The 17782-nt window shown below is 65.8% G+C and carries 11 protein-coding genes; 4 read left to right on the plus strand and 7 right to left on the minus strand.

Annotation, left to right across the window (positions count from 1 at the left end; genetic code table 11):
* Positions 1-103: 103 nt before the first annotated feature.
* Positions 104-3316 carry a TonB-dependent receptor gene (locus PJ250_RS03445; protein WP_271647153.1) on the minus strand — a complete coding sequence of 1071 codons (3213 nt, stop codon included), beginning with the start codon at positions 3314-3316 and terminating at the stop codon, positions 104-106.
* A gap of 301 nt (positions 3317-3617) precedes the next feature.
* Here PJ250_RS03445 and hemL point away from each other — a divergent pair, with 301 nt between their 5' ends.
* Together hemL and PJ250_RS03455 are read left to right on the plus strand one after the other, a co-directional pair.
* Positions 3618-4904 (plus strand): glutamate-1-semialdehyde 2,1-aminomutase, encoded by a 1287-nt coding sequence (gene hemL, locus PJ250_RS03450; RefSeq protein ID WP_271647154.1) that lies wholly within the window; start codon positions 3618-3620, stop codon positions 4902-4904.
* A gap of 210 nt (positions 4905-5114) precedes the next feature.
* Complete coding sequence (locus tag PJ250_RS03455) at positions 5115-7871, plus strand: winged helix-turn-helix domain-containing protein (protein WP_271647155.1); 2757 nt, start codon at positions 5115-5117, stop codon at positions 7869-7871.
* Between the two features lie 67 nt (positions 7872-7938).
* Here PJ250_RS03455 and PJ250_RS03460 read toward each other — a convergent pair whose 3' ends face one another.
* The 5 genes from PJ250_RS03460 to PJ250_RS03480 all read right to left on the minus strand — a co-directional run bounded on the left by PJ250_RS03460 (position 7939) and on the right by PJ250_RS03480 (position 14713).
* Positions 7939-9162: a pyridoxal phosphate-dependent aminotransferase gene (locus PJ250_RS03460; protein WP_271647156.1), complete on the minus strand. Its 1224-nt coding sequence runs from the start codon at positions 9160-9162 to the stop codon at positions 7939-7941.
* A gap of 35 nt (positions 9163-9197) precedes the next feature.
* Positions 9198-9692: a RidA family protein gene (locus tag PJ250_RS03465; protein ID WP_271647157.1), complete on the minus strand. Its 495-nt coding sequence runs from the start codon at positions 9690-9692 to the stop codon at positions 9198-9200.
* A gap of 37 nt (positions 9693-9729) precedes the next feature.
* A complete protein-coding gene (locus PJ250_RS03470) occupies positions 9730-10125 on the minus strand; it encodes a c-type cytochrome (protein WP_271648514.1) in 396 nt (131 codons plus the stop codon).
* A gap of 47 nt (positions 10126-10172) precedes the next feature.
* Entirely contained in the window at positions 10173-11780 is a 1608-nt protein-coding gene (locus PJ250_RS03475; protein WP_271647158.1) for a flavin monoamine oxidase family protein, read from the minus strand.
* Positions 11781-11962: 182 nt separating this feature from the next.
* Complete coding sequence (locus PJ250_RS03480) at positions 11963-14713, minus strand: TonB-dependent receptor plug domain-containing protein (protein ID WP_271647159.1); 2751 nt, start codon at positions 14711-14713, stop codon at positions 11963-11965.
* A gap of 313 nt (positions 14714-15026) precedes the next feature.
* On the opposite strand from PJ250_RS03480, the gene PJ250_RS03485 reads away from it, so the two are divergent.
* Both PJ250_RS03485 and PJ250_RS03490 read left to right on the plus strand, forming a co-directional pair.
* A complete protein-coding gene (locus tag PJ250_RS03485) occupies positions 15027-15707 on the plus strand; it encodes an HAD-IA family hydrolase (protein ID WP_271647160.1) in 681 nt (226 codons plus the stop codon).
* On the plus strand, positions 15697-16818 hold the full coding sequence (locus PJ250_RS03490; RefSeq protein WP_271647161.1) for a trans-sulfuration enzyme family protein: 1122 nt from the start codon (positions 15697-15699) through the stop codon (positions 16816-16818). The genes PJ250_RS03485 and PJ250_RS03490 overlap by 11 nt, the downstream gene beginning before the upstream one ends.
* Positions 16819-17141: 323 nt before the next feature.
* On the opposite strand, the gene PJ250_RS03495 is transcribed toward PJ250_RS03490, so the two are convergent.
* Positions 17142-17720 carry a YceI family protein gene (locus tag PJ250_RS03495; protein ID WP_271647162.1) on the minus strand — a complete coding sequence of 193 codons (579 nt, stop codon included), beginning with the start codon at positions 17718-17720 and terminating at the stop codon, positions 17142-17144.
* Positions 17721-17782 lie beyond the last annotated feature (62 nt).

The raw sequence follows: 17782 nt of genomic DNA on the forward strand, positions 1-17782 counted from the left end.
GTGCTGAAAAAAAGGGCGCCGCCGAAAGGCGACGCCCCGCTGTGGGATTGCGGATATTTGATGCACTGCCACCCCGGAACTGCCCGCGTGGCGGCCTCACGAGTTACCAGTCGTAGTTCACACTCAGTCGTGCATAACGAGGCGGCTGATAGACCACGGGCTGGTTCCAGAGCGGATTGACGCTGCCGTCAGGCAGCTGCGAGAACGGATAAACGGTGCTTGCGGCGTCCTCGTTCGTGAGATTGAACACGTTGAGGTTGAAAGCAAGCTTTCCATCGGCAAAGTTCGGCTTGTAAGTCAGCCCCATATCAAGCTGGTTGATCCAGCCAAGCCGTCCATGTGACCCCGGAGGAGATGGCTCGCCTGTACCCGTTTCTGGGTTGTAGCAAAAGTGGTATGTCCCGCCTGTAATGGAACTACTGCCATAACCGCTACTCGGATTTCGGGGATTTTCACCCGGCTGATAATTGTCCCCGTAATAGTTGCCCAGGCACGGGCGCGGACCACCGGAGATCATGCTCAGATTTGCAGAGATGCCCCATTCGGGCGTCATCTGGTAATAGCCATAGAGCTTGAACTGGTGGCGGTGATCATTGGACTGGTCGCCATTGATGTGTTCCATCAGCTGCGAATAGTCCCAGCTCTGCGTCGTCGACACGGCGGCCTGTCCCTGATAGCTGCCCAACGCACCACCACTGCGATACAAGTCTGACCGCAGCTGCCCCTCAGTCGTGCCATAGCTATGCGACCAGACGTAGTTGAGCTTGGTGTACCACTTCCCGTCGAACGGTCGCTCCAGGTTGAACTCGATCGCTGAATAATTACGCTTAAGTTTTGGGAAGCCCGCAGCCTCGCGGGTCACGTCAACCTGATAGAACTGACCATCGGTGCCGATCACACCCCAAGAGTTCGTTTCTCCGGGATTGATCAATGCTGCACCGGAGACCTGCGACCAGTCGATGGTGATGCCCTGGGCCGCAGCAGCCTCCACCAGTGCCCTGTTGTTGCTGTCGTAGTTCTGATCGTCGATACCAGCATTCAGGCGGCGATGCGTCCCACGCATGCCAAAAATCCAGCCGTTCTCCATCTCTTTGGTGAAGCCCAAGATGATTTCGTCCTGGTTTTCTCCCTCGATGTCATCTACCACCGCAGTGCGCACATCCGCGATATTTCCGAAACGTGAGTTGGCCGAGACAGGCGCGGCTAGCTGCGTCGCCAAGACCGGTGTGCCGTCAGCGTTGATACCACTGTATGTGTAATAGGTACTGGTCGAGATTGAGGGCGTGAAAAGTCCAACTGGAGACAGAGGAAGCCCAAGGTAGTAACGCCCGACGTTGCCGAATACTTTGAGGCTTGAGTCACCGTGCACATCCCAGCTGAAGCCTAGCCGTGGCGCCCAGGCATTCTTTAAATTGATGTACGCCTGGCCGAAGGGTGTGTAGTTAGTGAACTCGTCGTTGCGCAATCCCAAGCTCAGCAGGACATTGTCAGTTACCTGCCACTTGTCTTCGATGTACCAAGCCTTCTGCTCGGCCTCGTACGAATAAAGGCTGGTATTGATGTTCTGGATGACGTAGTACCCCTCCGATCCGTAGGTCGGATCGGCCAGGCCAGGGCTAGGCACACCGGCGCTTCCGTCGGCGGCGGGATAATCATTCAGGCGGCCGTTGGTTTGAATTCCCAAAGGATCTCCAGTCTGCCCATAAGTCCACGAATATCCGGGCCCGGACAGCACGGACCCCACGTCAATTCCTTTGGATTTTTGGTTGTCGATACCGACGCTGACGGCGTGATCGCCCAGGCGCCACTCCAGATTGAGGCGCAGATTGGTTTTCTCGTAAGCACGGTCAGAGGCGCTCAGGGAGCCGACCAGCTGAGAATTTTGAATCGCCGATCCACCGTTGTATGCGGGATTTTGCAAACCAGGATCATTGATCAGCGGACCGTTTGCCGCGTCGTAATTGAACGGCGTCACCCGGTCAGGTGTGCGCATCTTGCCATACAGCGCCGTCACCGTAACGTTGTCGCCGAAGTAGCCCGTGTACTTACCCAGATTGAGTGTCGGACCGGTTTCCTGCTTCTGCTCGTTGGTGTTGTATGCCAGACGGGTCCGGTTGGCGTAGTCGTAGTTGTAGATGCGGCCACCAGTTTCGGACTTGTCGCCTGCGCTGGTGAATTCCAGTAAGTGGTCGTCGGTGATGTACCAGTCCAGCTTGGCGTACCAGCGCTTCTGGGTATAGTCGTAATCAGTTAGACCACCTACACCCACCCCGTTAGTTTGGCCGGTGGCCCCAGCGTCTCGGTTGCTCAGCATACGGATGCCGTCTGACTTGGCCTCTTCACCAGCCAGGAAAAAGAACAGTCGGTCCTTGATGATCGGGCCACCCACGTAGGCACTATAGGTCGTGCGACTGGCTTCTTCCTTGCTAAGCGGCTGGTAGAGACCGCCTGCGGCGCGCGCGTAGCGATAAGCCGTGTTATCGACCGTGGAAGCCTGGCTATCAGGACGCCAGTAAGTGTCACGCTGACTGGCCTTGAGGCTATCGGGCTCCCAAATGACCGAAGCACCGAACTTCCAGTCGTTGGTACCGCGCTTGCCGACCTGGTTGATCACGCCGCCATTGGAGCGGCCGTACTGTGCGCCGTAGCCGCCGGTGAAGATTTCCTGCTGGTCGATGGCACCATAGGGCAGGGTCAGGCCGCCCAGGTTGTTGGAGGCTGTTGTGGTATTGAAACCGTTGAGGTAGTACGCATTCTCCGACGCTGCAGATCCACCGAAGCTCGGCAGTGAACCACCCAGCGGACCGTTGTCGTAGCCGCCACTGTTGACCACCACGCCGGGCGCCAGCAGCGCGATGGCCTCGGCACTACGACCCAGCGGCAGCTGCTGGAGCTGCTCGGAGGTCACCACGGTGCGGGTGTCTACGCTGGAGACGTCGATTGGCGACATGCTCATGGCCGAGACCTTCACCGCGCCCAGATCGGTGGTTCCGGTCGCAGCGCTGGCGGCCGACAGGCCGACCTCGGTACCGGCACCGACCACGATCGAGACGTTCTCGCGCGAGTCGACCGTCTGCCCGTCGTGCATCAATGTGACGGTGTACTTGCCCAGCGGCAGGCTGCCGAGCGAATAGCGCCCGTTCTCCACTTTCACCTCGCGCGAGAAGCCGCCGCTGCTCTGGACCAGCACGGTATCCGCGTCTCCGGCCCCGCTGACGGTGCCGAAGATGCGGCCGGTGGTGGACTGTGCATAGGCGCCATTGACGGCCACGGTCAGTGCGAGCGCCAAGGCGCTCCTGCGGATGAGTCGGTTCATATCGATGCGGTTCCCCGGAAAGGTGGTTCGGCAAGACGCCGGAAAAAGGCGCCACTCCCCAAAGTGGCGCCGCACGCGCCAGCCTGACCACGGGACCGACACCGGCAACCCGTGGCGCAGCATGTCGCGACGCGACACGGATGCTATGCGCCGTCATGGGGCAAAGTTCGTTTCACGACGGGTAGGTGGCACCCGGCCGGGTAGGTGGGCAGGGTGGGCGGGGCTTCCGGGGTGGTCGCGACCGGGCCCAGCCGCGACAATGTCGGGCTTCGTCCCCGCGCGACGCCCACAGGACCCGCTGATGCACCACGATCGCTCGCACGCCCTTTTCGCCCGCGCCCAGGCGCTGATCCCCGGCGGCGTCAATTCGCCGGTGCGCGCCTTCAAGTCGGTCGGCGGCGAGCCGTTCTTCGTCCAGCGCGCCGAAGGCGCCTATCTGTACGACGTGGACGGCAACCGCTATATCGACTACGTCGGGTCCTGGGGGCCGATGATCGCCGGGCACAACCATCCGGCCGTCCGCGAGGCGGTTGAACGCGCGATTCGTGACGGCCTGTCCTTTGGTGCGCCCTGCCCGGCCGAAGTCACCATGGCCGAGACCATCACCCGCCTGGTCCCGGCCTGCGAGATGGTGCGCATGGTCAATTCCGGGACCGAGGCCACGCTCTCGGCCATCCGCTTGGCACGCGGCGCCACCGGCCGCCAGCGCATCGTCAAGTTCGAAGGGTGCTACCACGGCCATGGTGACTCGTTCCTGGTCAAGGCCGGCAGCGGCATGCTTACCCTCGGCGTGCCCACCTCGCCCGGTGTGCCGGTCGGGCTGAGCGAACTGACCGCCACCCTGAGCTACAACGATTTCGAAGGCGCCACCGCGCTGTTCGAGGACATCGGCGCTGAAATCGCCGCGGTGATCGTCGAGCCCGTGGTCGGCAATGCCAACTGCATCCCGCCCCTGCCCGGCTACCTGCAGCACCTGCGCGAGCTGTGCACCCAGCATGGCGCGGTCCTGATCTTCGATGAGGTCATGACAGGATTCCGTGTCGCCCTTGGCGGCGCGCAGGCCTACTACGGCGTCACCCCCGACCTGACCACGTTCGGCAAGATCATCGGCGGCGGCATGCCCGTGGGTGCGTATGGCGGCCGCGCCGAGTTGATGAACCAGATCGCCCCGGCGGGCCCGATCTACCAGGCCGGCACGCTTTCCGGCAATCCGGTCGCCATGGCCGCCGGCCTGGCGATGCTGGAACTGATCCAGGCACCTGGCTTTCACGACCGTCTATCGGAACGGACTGCGGCACTATGCGCCGGGCTGGAGGCGGCGGCCCGCCAGGCAGGCGTCGCCGTGACGACCAATCAGGTCGGCGCCATGTTCGGCCTATTCTTCACCGACCAGAAGGTGGAAACCTACACCCAAGCCACGGCTTGCGACACCGGCGCATTCAATCGGTTCTTCCACGCGATGCTCGAGCGCGGGGTCTTCCTGGCGCCGTCGGCGTACGAAGCGGGCTTCCTGTCCGCCGCGCATGACGAAATTGTCATAAAAGACACGCTCGAAGCCGCGCGCACGGCGTTTTCAGCCATCGCGTGAAGGCGAACGCGCGCATCGCGCGATGACCAGCCACTTTGCAAAACGCTACTTACGTGGCATATCTGTCATCGAAAGGTGCCCAGAGGATGGGCATGGGCGGGGGCCCCGACACAGGACCATGACAGATGCGCAAGTTCCACCGCGCATGGAACGGTCTTGTGCCATGCGCCGGCTTACCTGGGGGGAAGCCGGTCACATGCGGAGAGCTGTGTGCCTGTTGCCAAGCCCGTTGCACTGATCGGCCCGCGTCCGTCCCTCACCCGTGAGGGCACCACCAGCGGCGACTGGATCCTTCCCGACAAACTCGAGCCACCCCGTCTGCACGTCGATGCCATCCCGCGATCGCGGTTGATGGCGCAGTTGGATGCGAGCCTGTCGGTCCCGCTGACCCTGCTGCTGGCCCCGCCGGGATTCGGGAAGAGCACCCTGCTCGCCCAATGGCACGCGCATCTGCTCCAGCAGGGCCAGACCCAGGTCGCCTGGCTGTCGCTGGACGAGGATGACGCCGAGCCCGCGCGGTTGCTCGCGTATCTGGCCCTGGCCCTGGGATTGGGCGCCGGCGACAGCTTCACGCCCCCCTTGGGCGCGAGCCATTGGCGCGACCTCGATCTGGCCGCCACGCGCACCGTCCTGCTGCGCGCAGTCCGTTGCGCGCAGCAGCCGTTGGTCCTGATGCTGGACGACTACGATCGCGCCGCCAGCCCGGCCATCAATGAAATCATCACCCTGTTGGTCGAACACGGTGGGCCCCGGCTGCACGTACTGCTTGCGACGCGGCGCGCGCCTGCACTGCCGCTGTCGCAGCTGACCGTGCGCGGCGCCCTGCAGCGGATCGACGCCAGCGAACTGGCCCTGGATGCCGGCGAGACGCGCGCGGTGCTGGGGGCCTCCAGCGACGCCGATGCCGCTCGCCTGCGCGACAAGACCGAAGGCTGGCCCGTGGCGGTACGCCTGGCCGCTCTGTGGATCGCCGGCGACGGGCGTCGGGGCGAGGACGTGGCCCGGTTCTCTGGACGCTCGGCCTTGCTGGCCAACTACCTAGCCGAACAGGTCGTGCGCGACCTGGACGCCCCGCTGCGCGACTTCCTGCTGGAAACCTCCGGCCTGGAGCGCTTCAACGCAGATCTGGCCAACGCGATGCGCGGGCGCCAGGACAGCGGCCAGCTGCTGGTCTGCCTGGGTCACTTCCATGGCCTGCTGGTGCCGCTGGACGATGATCACGAGTGGTTCCGCTATCACCCACTGTTCGCCGATTTCCTCCACCAGCAGCTCGAACGCCAGGCACCTGCCCAGGCCCGTGCGCTGCACCGACGCGCGGCGCAATGGTGCGCCGATCACCACCAGCTGCCCGAAGCGGTCCGCCACGCCTTGCGCGCGCGCGACACCGAGCTGGCCGCGGCATGTGTAGCCCGCGCCGGCAGCTGGCAGATGCTGCTGCGGCATGGCACGGCCGCCGTGCGCGGCCTCCTGCGACAGTTCGATGTCCGGGTGATCCGCGATACCCCGGCCCTCAACCTGACCCAGGCTTACTTGCACATGCGCGTGGGCGAGTTCAGCCATGCGCAGACCCTGCTGGAGCGCTTCCGTGATTTCGGCGAGGAGCTGCGTGCCCCGCTGGAACGCGACTACACCGTGGTCGTAGCCTTGCTGCGCGACTTGATGGACCAGGTCTGCGGCAATCCACGCGGCATCACCCAACTCCATGCCCAGGCCTGCGCACTGGATCAGGATGACCACCTGGGACGCGGGACATTGCTATGCATCTGCGCCACCACCGCGCTGGGCCGTGGCGAGCTGGCCACGGCCGAGCGCTTGGCACGGGAGGCGGCCGAGACCCTGGGCCGCGCGCCAAGTCAGGAAAGCCTGGGCTATGCCCTGGTCCACCTGGGCCAGAGCCAGTTCTATCGTGGCGCGCTGGATGCCGCCGAGGACACCTACCAACGCGCGTTGGCGCTGGCCGGGCAGTCGCATGGCGGGGATTCCACGCTCATTGCGGCATGCCGCTGCCTGCTGGCCCAGCTGCAGGTCGAGCGCGGCCGCTACGATGTCGCCGCCGATCTGCTCGATGGCGCCCTGGAAACCCTCGAACGCGATGACGGGTGGGTCGATGTCTACGCCTCCGGCTACGGGACAGCGTTGACCCTGGCACGGCAGCACGATCGTAGCGGGCGCAAGGCCTGCGCCCTGCTCGATCGCATGGATGCCCTGGCTACCCGCAGGCACCTGGCGCGTCTGGCCGATCTGGCCACCGCCTGGCGCCTGGACGTGCTCATGGACTTGCCCGGACAGGCCGTGGCCGACGCGGTCATGGCCCGCTCCGGCGGGGAGGCCGCCTTCATCCATGCATTGTCCAGCGGCCATGGCTGGCGACAGGGCCACGCGCTGGGCATGGCCCTGGCACGCTGGCACGCCCAGGCCGGCCGTGCCGGCCAGGCGCTTTCGATCCTGCAACGCCAGCAGACCTTCGCCGTGGAAAACGGCGACGCGTTCCATCTGGCCCGCGTGCAGCTGCGCCTGGCCCTGGTTCGGCATCAGCGTGGCGAGATGGACCAGGCCCTGCCCCCCCTGCACGCCGTGCTCGACCATGTCGCCTCCATGCGGGCCTGGCAGGTCGCCCTGGAGCCAGGGCTGCCCACCAAGTCCCTGCTGCGCAGCGCCCGCCAGCATGATCCAGAGGCCGCCGCGGGAACCACGCGCGCCCTGACCATCCATATCCTCCTGGAGAAGCTCTCCTGCGAGGAAACCCTGGCCACCCAGCTGTTCAGCGAACGCGAGCTGGAAGTCCTGGGCCAGCTGGCCCGTGGTCAGTCCAACAAGCAGATCGCGCGACGGCTCTCGCTGTCGGAGAACACGGTGAAGTTCCATCTCAAGAACCTCTACCGCAAGCTGGAAGCCAGCACCCGCGAGGCCGCCCTGGGCAACGCCTTGCAGCGCGGCCTGATCGAGGCCGCCGGCGGCCCGCAATGAACGACGCCCGCCGCGGTCGACCGCGGCGGGCGTTGGATTTCCTGCGACCTCGATCCGGCTTGGGTCTCTAGACCACCATGAAGGTGCCGTCGCGACGTTCGTCCTGGAGCAAGGTCAGCTTCAGCGGCACCGGCCCGCGCTCACCGGCCATCACCTTGGCGAAGGCGTCCTTGAACCGGCTCATCTCTTCGGCCGTGCCCACAGTGATGCGCGAGGAATTCGGCCAGCCTTCCCAGCTGCGGCCCACGAACACTCCGTAGGTGGCCATCGCCTCCATGAACTCACGCGCCGGGCGCTTGACGTCCAGCATGAAGCAGTTGCTCTCCGATGGGCTGCACGCATAGCCCTGCTGGGTCAGCCAGGTGGCGACGTCCTCGCGGATCGCGGTGTTGGCCGCGCGCCGGGTCGGGACCAGCTTCGGGTCGCGCAGGCTGGCCAGGCCCGCGGCCATGGCGGTGACCGGCAAGGCATTGGTCCCGAAGTAGGTCAGGCGTTCGAGCAGATCCGGACGACCCACCGCGTAGCCCAGGCGGATGCCGGCCATGCCGTAGAGCTTGGAGAAGGTCCGCAGGATCACCACCTCCTTGTCGGCGGCCACCAGGTCCGCGCCGGTCACCGCGTTTTCCGACAGATGGATGTAGGCCTCGTCCAGCACCAGGATGCTGCCCTGGGGCTTGTGCGCCAGGGCGTACTCGATGTCCTTGCGCGGGGTGAGCGACCCGGTGGGATTGTTCGGATTGCAGATGTAGATCATGCCGGCCGCGGCATCGGCCGCGCACATGGCCGCCACGTCGTGGCTGTAGTCGGCCCGCAGCGGCACCTTGTGTACGGGCGCCTTGACCTGGCCGGCCGTGCGCCAGGCCGCTTCGAAGGTCGGATTGGCCGTCACCAGCGAGGCTGTCGGCGAGGTGAAGGCCAGCACCGTCTGGGTCAGCGGCGGGGTCGAGCCGGCATACGGGACGATGTAGTCCGGCTTGACCCCGAGCTGGGCGGCCATCTCCTGCACCAGTTCCCCCTGCATCTGCCCCAGATAGCGCCCGCCACTGGGCGCGATGCCATCGATCGCCTTGAGCGCCTCGGCGCTGGGGCCCAAGGGGTTCTCGTTGGCGTTGATCATCACCGGCTCCAGGCCGAGGGCCTTGGCCTGCTCGGGGTCCACGCGCGGCCGGCTGGGCGGGTTGCGCTTGGCGAAGGCCGACCCGGCCAGGCCGAGCAGCGGTGCGCCAACGGCGGTGCCGGCAGCCAGGGCGGAGCCACTGAGGAAGCGGCGACGGGAGAGCGGTGCTTTCATGGGGTCACTCCGATAGCAGGGCGGGGAACGGATGACTACGGACGTACGGCGATGACTTCGATCTCCACGCGCGCGGCCGGATTGCCCAGCGCCGCAATCTGGAAGGCCGAGCGGGCCGGCAGGTTCATCTGCTTGGCGTCCTTGCCGAAGAACTGGGTGTAGCCTTCCATGAAGCCCTTGAAGTCCATCTTGCCGTCGTTCTCCGGGCCGCCGACCAGGAAGGCCTGCATCTTGACCACGTCCTTCATGTCCAGGCCCATGCTCTGCAGCTGCTTCTGGATCTGGGTCAGCACGCTGATGGTCTGGACCTTGGTATCGCCATAGGCCTCAAGCGAGCCCTTGGGCGCATCGGGGTTGGCGACGGCTGCCAGCTTGCCGCTGAGATAGATGGTGGACTTGCCAGCCGGGACTTCGACCGCCGAGGCGATCGGGAAGTCGCTGCCGGGGATGCCGTGGCGCACGACATCCTGGGCCTGGGCGGCCACGGGTGACAGGAGGGCGGTCAGGAACAACAGGCGGGACAGGCGCATGGGAACTCCGTAGGAAAAAGGGAACAGGGACACGCGATCACTCGTCGGAGGTCGAAGCACTGTCCAGCGAGGCGCGCAGTGCCTTGACGTCGTCGGCGGTGACCGGGTCATCGTAATGGTTGCCGAAATGGGTCCGTACATAAGTGGTGACCTCGGCGACCTGCGCATCGTTGAGCATGCCGCCGAAACCCGGCATCGCGCCGTGCCCACCGAGCACCATCATCTCCACGTACGGCGCCGCACCCAGCTTGGGATTGCCGGCCAGGGCCGGATATTCGCCGGCGCCCTTGGCGCCCTTGGCGCCTTCCATGTGACAGGCCTGGCAGATGGTGCCGTAGATCTGCGGGCCGTCGGCATGGGAAAAGTCGCGCGACTTCAGGAAGCCGGTGGCATCGGAGGTCTGCGCGCGCGCCGGCAGCTGCTGCCAGCCCATCACGCCCAGCGTGCCGAGCAGGCCGATCACGGTCAGGGTCTTGGTGTTCATGCCTGTCCTCCGGTCGCCATGACCTTGCTGTGCAGACGCCCGATCACATCCAGCGCGGACAGCACCGCACCTTCCTGCCAGGCCGGGATGTAGGAGATGTGCTCGCCGGCCATCGCGATGCGGCCGTCGATCTGGGTCGCGGCCTTGTAGTGCTGCGCGCGCAGGTCCTCGCTCCACTGGCCAAAGCAGCCGTGGGTCCACGGCACGCGGTGCCAGCCCACCGACACGCCGTTATCGAACTCGGGCTTGTACTGCGGATGCAGCTGCGAGCCGTATTCCAGCGCCTGGCGCACCCGCTCTTCCGGAGTGTGCGAGGTGAAGTCGTAAGCATCCAGGCCCCAGATGTAGGCGCCCAGCAGCACGCCCTTGCCGGGGCTGTGGTAGTCGGTGCTGGGGTAGCTGATCTGGGTGATCGGCAGGTCGGTGTAGCTGATACCGCCGTAGATGGCCTCGTCCTCTTCCCAGAAACGACGCTTGAACTGCAGGCCGACCTTCACCGAGGCCGCGTAAGGCAGGTGGGTGATGGCATCGGACATCGCCTGGCCGACCTGGATCGGGATGCGGCTGAGCACCGAGAAGGGAATGGTGCAGATGCACCAGTCGGCCTTGGCGGTGCGGCGCGCGCCATCGGCGCCATGATCCTCGTAGGTCACCGTCACGCCGTGGTCGTCCTGGTCGATCTGCACCACGCGCGCGTTGTACTGGATGGTGCCCGGTCCCAACTCGCGGGCGAAGGCCTTGCCGATCTGGTCCATGCCGCCGACCGGCTGGAACATGGTGGTCTGCATCTCGTAGTTGTTGCCGGCGGCCAGGGCGGCCCACAGGTGCGAGTTGAGCACCTTGTCCATGCCCATCGGCTCGGAGAATTCGGGCTTGCCGGAGATGCCGCCACCGGGAAACTTGGAGAAACCACGGCGCGTGCTGCTGGCTTCGCCCTTGACGTAGGCCATGTTCTTGTCCAGCGCGCCCCAGCTGCGCAGCGACTCGAGCAGCAGCTCCTGGTCGTCCTTGGTCACCGCCTGGTCCAGCGCACCCTGCTGGCAGGCCTTGGCCAGCAGCTCACTGACGTGACCCTTGTAGTCGGCGTCGATCTCGCGAAACCGCTGCGGCTTGCCGCCAAAGGCCTTGGTGTTGTGCAGCAAGGCGTTGTAGTTGACCTGGTTGAACGACTCGAGCTTGACGTTGAACTGCTTGCAGTAATGCAGCAACCCGCGGTGGTGGTGCGGGATGCGCCACGGACCCGGGTTGAGGTAGAGGTTGGAATCGAACTGGCAATGCTGGGTGTGGCCGCCGAGCTCGGTATAGGTGTCCCCGCCGTGGATGGACCAGTTGCGACCGCCGGGACGGGCGTTGTATTCGAGGATCTTGACCTTGTAACCGGCCTTGCGCATCTCGTAGGCGGCGGTCATGCCGGCCACGCCGGCACCCAGGATCAGGACGGTCGCGCCCTTGGGATTGCCCTGCAGCTTCACCGGCCCCTTGTAGCTGGACTCGGCGGCATACCCCAGGCTGCTCATGGCCTGGTACATCATGGTGCCGCCCGCGGCCAGGCCGATTCGGCCCAGCAACTGGCGGCGGGTCAATGCAGTGGTAACGCCATTCATTGAAGATCTTCCTTTCGACAGTGGCCGGCACTTCCCGGCTCCGGGCCACTGCTGGTTGGACAAAGAGCCGCCCACTGCGTCTGCGGTGGGCGTCGCGACCCGGAGCAGGCCGCTGCAAATCATCGATTGAAGGGTGGATCGTCAGACGCCGGCCAGGCGATCCTGGCCGGCGCCCGGGCCGATCAGAAGCGGTAGCTCAGCTTGGCGTAGTACTTGGCACCGAAGTAACCGATCGGGCTGCCGGTCAGGTATTCGTTGTTGCCGTTCTGGTAGTTGGCCACATCGTAGTCCCACACCGGCGAGGGGATCTTGTCGGGATACTCGTTGAAGATGTTGTCGCCGCCGACGGTCAGGGTCCAGGCGTCGTTGGGCTTGAAGCTCAGGTCGAAGCCGGTCAGCGCCATGCTGCCGATTTCCTGCTTGTAGTACTGGCCACCATCCAGGGTGACCAGGTCCAGCTGGTCGGCGAACTGTTCGTAGCCGCTCAGGCTGGCGACCGAGTACTGCGGGCCGTAGATCGACTCGCGCAGGGTCAGGCTGAACTTCTCCCAGTTGAAGGTCGCGGCCAGATTGACGCGGTACTTGGGGTTGTTGTGCTCGATGTCGGAGATGTTCGCGGCGGTGAACATCGGGATGGTCTCGAAGCCCGGCGCACGGCCGGCACGGGTGACCTCGGTCTTGTTGTAGTTGGCCGCCAGCAACCAGTCGATGGTGCCCCAACCGAACTCGCTCATGTAGTTGGTGACCCAGTCCACGCCGCTGGTCTTGGTGTCCAGCACGTTGGAGAAGAAGCTCAGGTTGATGTTGGCACGCGCGGTCTGATCGAAGCTGCCACCCGGAGCGGCGGGGTCGTTGGGATTGCTGATGAAGCCGCCGGCCACCAGGGCGTCGCCCAGGATCTGGTTGTAGGCATCATCCGGCACGCCATCACCGTCGGTATCGGCCGGGTCGGGCAGGTCGGCGTTCCAGGTGCCGGTGGTCCGCCCGGTCAGGGTGTCGGCGGCCTGCGCGGTGGAGTAGGCGAACGAGCCGATGTAGGTCCGATCCTTGATCTTGATCTGGTAGGCGTCCAGGGTCATGGTCAGGTTCGGGATCGGGTTGAACACGAAGCCCAGGGAGAGGTTCTGGCTGGTCTCCGGCTTCAGGCCGTTGCCCACGCTGGAACCGGCCAGGGTCGCGGTGGCGCCGGTCGGCGAGACCTGGATGGCCGAGTAGTACTGCTCACCCATGTTCGGCGCGCGGAAGCCGGTGCTGACCGTGCCGCGCAGGGCGAAGGTGTCGGTGAAGTCGTAGCGGGTGGTGAACTTGCCCACGGCCTTGTTGCCGAAGTCGCTGTAGTCCTCGTAGCGTCCCGCCACGTCGACCAGCCACTTCTCGGTCGGGTTGAGGACCACGTCGGTGAACACCGCGTAGCTATGGCGCGAGTAGTCGCCGGTGCCCAGCGGGTTGTAGCCCGGGAACGACGAGGCGCCGGCACCGTAATACGAGGTCGGCTCGCCCGGCTCGATACCGTAGCCGTCGCGACGGTACTCCACGCCGGCCTGGAAGGTCAGCGGCGCCTCCAGCCCGATGTCGAAGTCATGCATCGCACTGAAGTCGGTCGTCCACTGGGTCGAGTAGTAGGTGCCGTCGTAGAAATCCTCCTGCGAATAGCCGAAGTCCTGCCACAGCGAGAAGTTCATCGAGTTGAGCGTATAGACGTCCATCTCGTTGCGGCCGTAGCTGGTCGACGCGTCCCAGGACCAGTCGCCGAAGTAGCCCTTGATGCCGGCGGTCAGGTCGTAGTCGTATTCCTTGGAGGCCTCGGAGGGATTGAAGCCGTTGGGATACTTGTGTCGGACCTCACCGGTGATGGGGTCGGTGTAGCCACCATCCTGCGAGGGACGGCGATAGTTTTCCTCGGACTCGGCGGTCTTCTTGCCGTAGGTACCGAAAGCGTAGAACTCCAGGCCATCGCCAAAGTCATAGCCGCCGTTGAAGGACATGATCTTGCGGTGCACTTCCGGCGGGTTGAGCCAGCCATTCAGGCCCGGGAAGCGGGCGTTGAGGATCGCGCCCTGGTCGTTGGCGATGCGGCTGAGCAGATCGCCGCGGCCATTGGCATTGGCGTAGGCGGTACAGGCATCGATGTCCAGCAGGCAGTTGGCGTAGCTGGGATTGGAGAAGCGGTAGACCGACTGACGGTTCTCCACCTCGGCGCTGATGCTGATCCAGCCGTTGTCGCCGCCCAGGCCGATGTTGCCGCTCCAGTTGTCGGTCCCGCCACCGCCGTCGGCATAGCCGGAGTAGCCGGCGTTGAGCTCGCCGCCGCTGGAGTTCTTCTTCAGGATGATGTTGATCACGCCGGCGATCGCGTCCGAGCCATACAGCGCCGCGGCGCCGTCGGTCAGCACTTCGATGTGGTCGATGGCCGAATTGGGGATGTAGGACAGGTCGGTGGCCATTTCACCGTTGCCGGCCACGCCGAAGTTGGAGGTGACGTGGCGGCGCTTGCCGTTGACCAGGATCAGGGTGTGGTTGGCGGTGAGCGAGCGCAGGCTGGCGTTGAGCGTCTGGCTGGCCATGTCGCCGCCGGTCTGGCTGGCGTTGTAGGACGGGATCTGGTTGGCGATGGCGTTCTGCAGATCCGGCGCGGCCGACTGCTTGAGCAGCTCGGGGCTGATCAGCTGGATCGGCGCCGGGCTATCGGTCACCGCCATGTTGGCCTTGCGGGTACCGGTGGAGATGACGCTGATCGAGTCCAGGGTCTTGGCCGCGACATCGGTGTCGGCCGTGGCCGGCGGGTCGTCAGGCGTTGCATCGGCCGCGAAGGCGACCTGTGCGGTGGCGGCCAGCAGCACCGCCGAGGACAGGCCGCGCAGCAGGGTCCGAGAGGGCGACAACGAGGCGGCGACGGCAACGGCGAGGCGGCGAGGTGTGGGGCGACTACGCATGACCTGAACTCCTTGCAAGGCGAAGTGAGGAAGCGACGTGAGGGAGGTGCCTGGCGGTCCGGATCCCCGTGAGCCGGTGTCATGTGGAGTCCGCCAAACCTTCACTCGAAGCTAACCGCGAGTTAGGAATTCGTTGACCCCTGCGGCGGGTAGGTGGCCGTTGCCCGGGTAGGTGCGGGCAGGTCGCACCCCGGCCTTGCCCACCCGCCAGCCCGGGGCGCGGGTGGAGCGGGCAGCACCCTCCACCCGTCCTTGGCCCCGGCGTATGCTTGAGGGCTGATCCCCCTCCCCCGCCCCAATGCCTCTGTCCGACATGCGGGCGCCCGATGCCATTTCCTCGCGCGCCAGCCGGCGCCCCGAGCGGCGGCGCCCATCGCTGGTCCTGTTCGATCTGGATGACGTTCTGGCCTGCTACGACCGCCGTGTGCGATTGGTCGAGCTGGCGCGGCGCAGCGGCACCCATCCGCCCGCGGTGCAGGCCGCGCTGTTCGACTCCGGGCTGGAGCACGAGTCGGATATCGGGCTGTGGCGCCCGGAGGACTATGCCGACGAGTTGTCCAGGCGCCTGGGCGCGCGCCTGAGCCTGGAAGACTGCATCGTGGCCAGGACGCTGGCCACCCCGGCCGATCCGGCCATGGTCATGCTCGCCACCGAAGTGGCCCGGCATGCCCAGGTGGCGATCTTCACCAACAACGGCCCACTCCTGACCCGACACCTGGAGCGCATCTGCCCACCGCTGTTCCCGCTGTTCGCCGGCCGGGTGGTCGGCGCGGGCGACGTGGGCCTGGCCAAGCCGGCGCCGGAGGCCTACCTGCGTGCCCTGGCGCTCCTGGACGCGGCGCCGGGCGAGACCTTGTTCATTGACGACCGCGACGAGAACGTCAGCGGCGCACGCGCGGCCGGGCTGGACGCACTGGGCTTCAGCAGCGCGGCGACCCTGCGGCGCGCGTTCGATTTCTACCACCTCACCGGAGCTGCATCCGATGCGTCTTGAAACCCTCGCCATCCACGCCGGCGGCGAATACGACCCGGCCACCGGCGCGGTCACCCCGCCGATCCATCTGGCCACCACCTTCCGCCACGGCCCGGCGGCCGAGCGCATCGCCGGCTACGAGTACCAGCGCGAGGGCAACCCCACCAACGATCGCCTGCGCGCGGCCGTAGCCGCCCTGGAAGGCGCGGCCACGGCGATCACCTGCGCCTCGGGCATGGCAGCCATCACCGTGTTGCTGGAGAGCTTGCGTCCCGGCGCGCGGATCCTGATCCCGGACGACTGCTACGCCGGCCTGCGCCTGCTGGCGGTCGAGTTCCTGCCCGAGCGCGGCGCGCAGGTTGTGCGCCTGGACATGACCGACCTGCCCGCGGTGACGGCTGCGTGCCAAGGCGGCGTGGATCTGATCTGGGTCGAGACGCCGTCCAACCCCATGATGAAGGTCTCCGACATCGCCGCCCTGGCCGAACTGGCGCATGCCCATGGCGCGCTGCTGGTGGCCGACAACACCTTCGCCTCGCCGGTGCTGCAGCAGCCGCTGGCGCTGGGTGCGGACATCGTGATGCATTCGACAACCAAGTACTTCGGCGGGCACAGCGATGTGCTTGGCGGTGCGCTGGCCTTCGCCCGGGAGGACGACTTCGCGCGCGCGGTCGCCCACCGCCTGCACATCACCGGCGCCACCCTGGCCCCGTTCAGCGCCTGGCTGACCCTGCGCGGCTGCCGCTCGCTGCCGGCGCGCATGGCCCTGCACTGCGCCAACGCCAAGGCGCTGGCCGAGTTCCTGACCGCCCAGCCGCAGGTCGAGGCGGTGCATTACCCCGGCCTGGCCAGCCATCCGGCCCACGCCCTGGCGATGCGCCAGATGCGTCAGGGCGGCGGCATGCTCAGCGTGCAACTCAAGGGCGGGCGCGAGGCGGCACTGGGCGTGGCCGGCGCACTGCGGATCTTCACCAACGCCACCTCACTGGGCGGTTGCGAGTCGCTGGTCGAACACCGCGCCTCGGTCGAAGGACCCCAGCCGGTCACCCCGCAGAACCTGCTGCGTGTGTCGGTCGGCCTGGAGCACATCGACGATCTGATCGCCGACTTCGCCCAGGCACTGAAGGCCTGAAACCTTCCTGTGGGAGCCGATCGATCGGCGATGGCACGGCTCCAGTCAGGCCATGTGGGAGCAACTGTCTTCTCATGAGTGTGCGGCTTTCCCGGTAAGCCATCGCTGCAGTAGCAGCTCCCACCAAGCGGTGGTGGGTCGCCGCTGGAAATATCCCGTGGGAGCCGCCATGGCGGCGATGGGGTTTGCCAGGGAAGCCATTCGCCGCCATGGCGGCTCCGACCGGTTTCTCGCCCGCGACACACGACAACGCCGCCGGATTCGCACCCGGCGGCGTTATCTGTTCAGGCATGGCGCGACCTGGCATCAGGCCACGCGATACATCACTTGGCCTTGGCGGCGTCGGCCTCGGTGGTGATGTGCAGCTTGACCTCGTCGCTGACCATCGGCGCGTAGGCGCCCACGCCGAAGTCCGAACGCTTGACCGTGCCGGTGGCGTCGAAGCCGATGGACTGGGTCTTCTTCATCGGATGCTCGGCGGCCTTGTTCAGGGTCACGTCCAGCACGACCGGCTTGGTGATGCCCTTGATGGTCAGGTTGCCGGTGACCTTCAGCTTGTTGCTGCCCAGCGACTGGACCTTGGTGCTCTTGAAGGTCGCGGTCGGATACTTGGCGGCGTCGAAGAAGTCCGAGCCGCGCAGGTGTTCGTCCAGCTTGGGCACGAACGAATCCAGGCCCGCCAGCGGGAAGGTGACCTCCACGCTGGACGCAGCGACGTTGGCCGGATCATAGGTCAGCGAACCGTCGGCCTGGCCGAAATGGGCGCTGGGGTTGGAGAAGCCGAAGTGGTTCCAGGTGGCGATCACGTCGGTGTGGGTCGGATCGAGCTTGTAGGTGGTCGAAGCGGCGAAGGCCGGGGCGACCAGGGCCGACAGGGCAACGGCGAGCAGAAACTTGCGCATGGGGTGAGGCTCCTTGAAACGGTGGGTGATGGGGCGTGGTGGCGCGAGCGCCGGATGGATGG

The sequence above is a fragment of the Pseudoxanthomonas sp. JBR18 genome (genome assembly GCF_028198165.1).
GTDB lineage: Bacteria > Pseudomonadota > Gammaproteobacteria > Xanthomonadales > Xanthomonadaceae > Pseudoxanthomonas_A.

Coding starts and splice junctions, on each gene's coding strand:
- PJ250_RS03445 (WP_271647153.1), bottom strand. CDS start 3,316: ATGAACCGACTCATCCGCAGGAGCGCCTTGGCGCTCGCACTGACCGTG.
- hemL (WP_271647154.1), top strand. CDS start 3,618: ATGCACCACGATCGCTCGCACGCCCTTTTCGCCCGCGCCCAGGCGCTG.
- PJ250_RS03460 (WP_271647156.1), bottom strand. CDS start 9,162: ATGAAAGCACCGCTCTCCCGTCGCCGCTTCCTCAGTGGCTCCGCCCTG.
- PJ250_RS03465 (WP_271647157.1), bottom strand. CDS start 9,692: ATGCGCCTGTCCCGCCTGTTGTTCCTGACCGCCCTCCTGTCACCCGTG.
- PJ250_RS03470 (WP_271648514.1), bottom strand. CDS start 10,125: ATGGGCTGGCAGCAGCTGCCGGCGCGCGCGCAGACCTCCGATGCCACC.
- PJ250_RS03475 (WP_271647158.1), bottom strand. CDS start 11,780: ATGAATGGCGTTACCACTGCATTGACCCGCCGCCAGTTGCTGGGCCGA.
- PJ250_RS03480 (WP_271647159.1), bottom strand. CDS start 14,713: ATGCGTAGTCGCCCCACACCTCGCCGCCTCGCCGTTGCCGTCGCCGCC.
- PJ250_RS03485 (WP_271647160.1), top strand. CDS start 15,027: ATGCGGGCGCCCGATGCCATTTCCTCGCGCGCCAGCCGGCGCCCCGAG.
- PJ250_RS03490 (WP_271647161.1), top strand. CDS start 15,697: ATGCGTCTTGAAACCCTCGCCATCCACGCCGGCGGCGAATACGACCCG.
- PJ250_RS03495 (WP_271647162.1), bottom strand. CDS start 17,720: ATGCGCAAGTTTCTGCTCGCCGTTGCCCTGTCGGCCCTGGTCGCCCCG.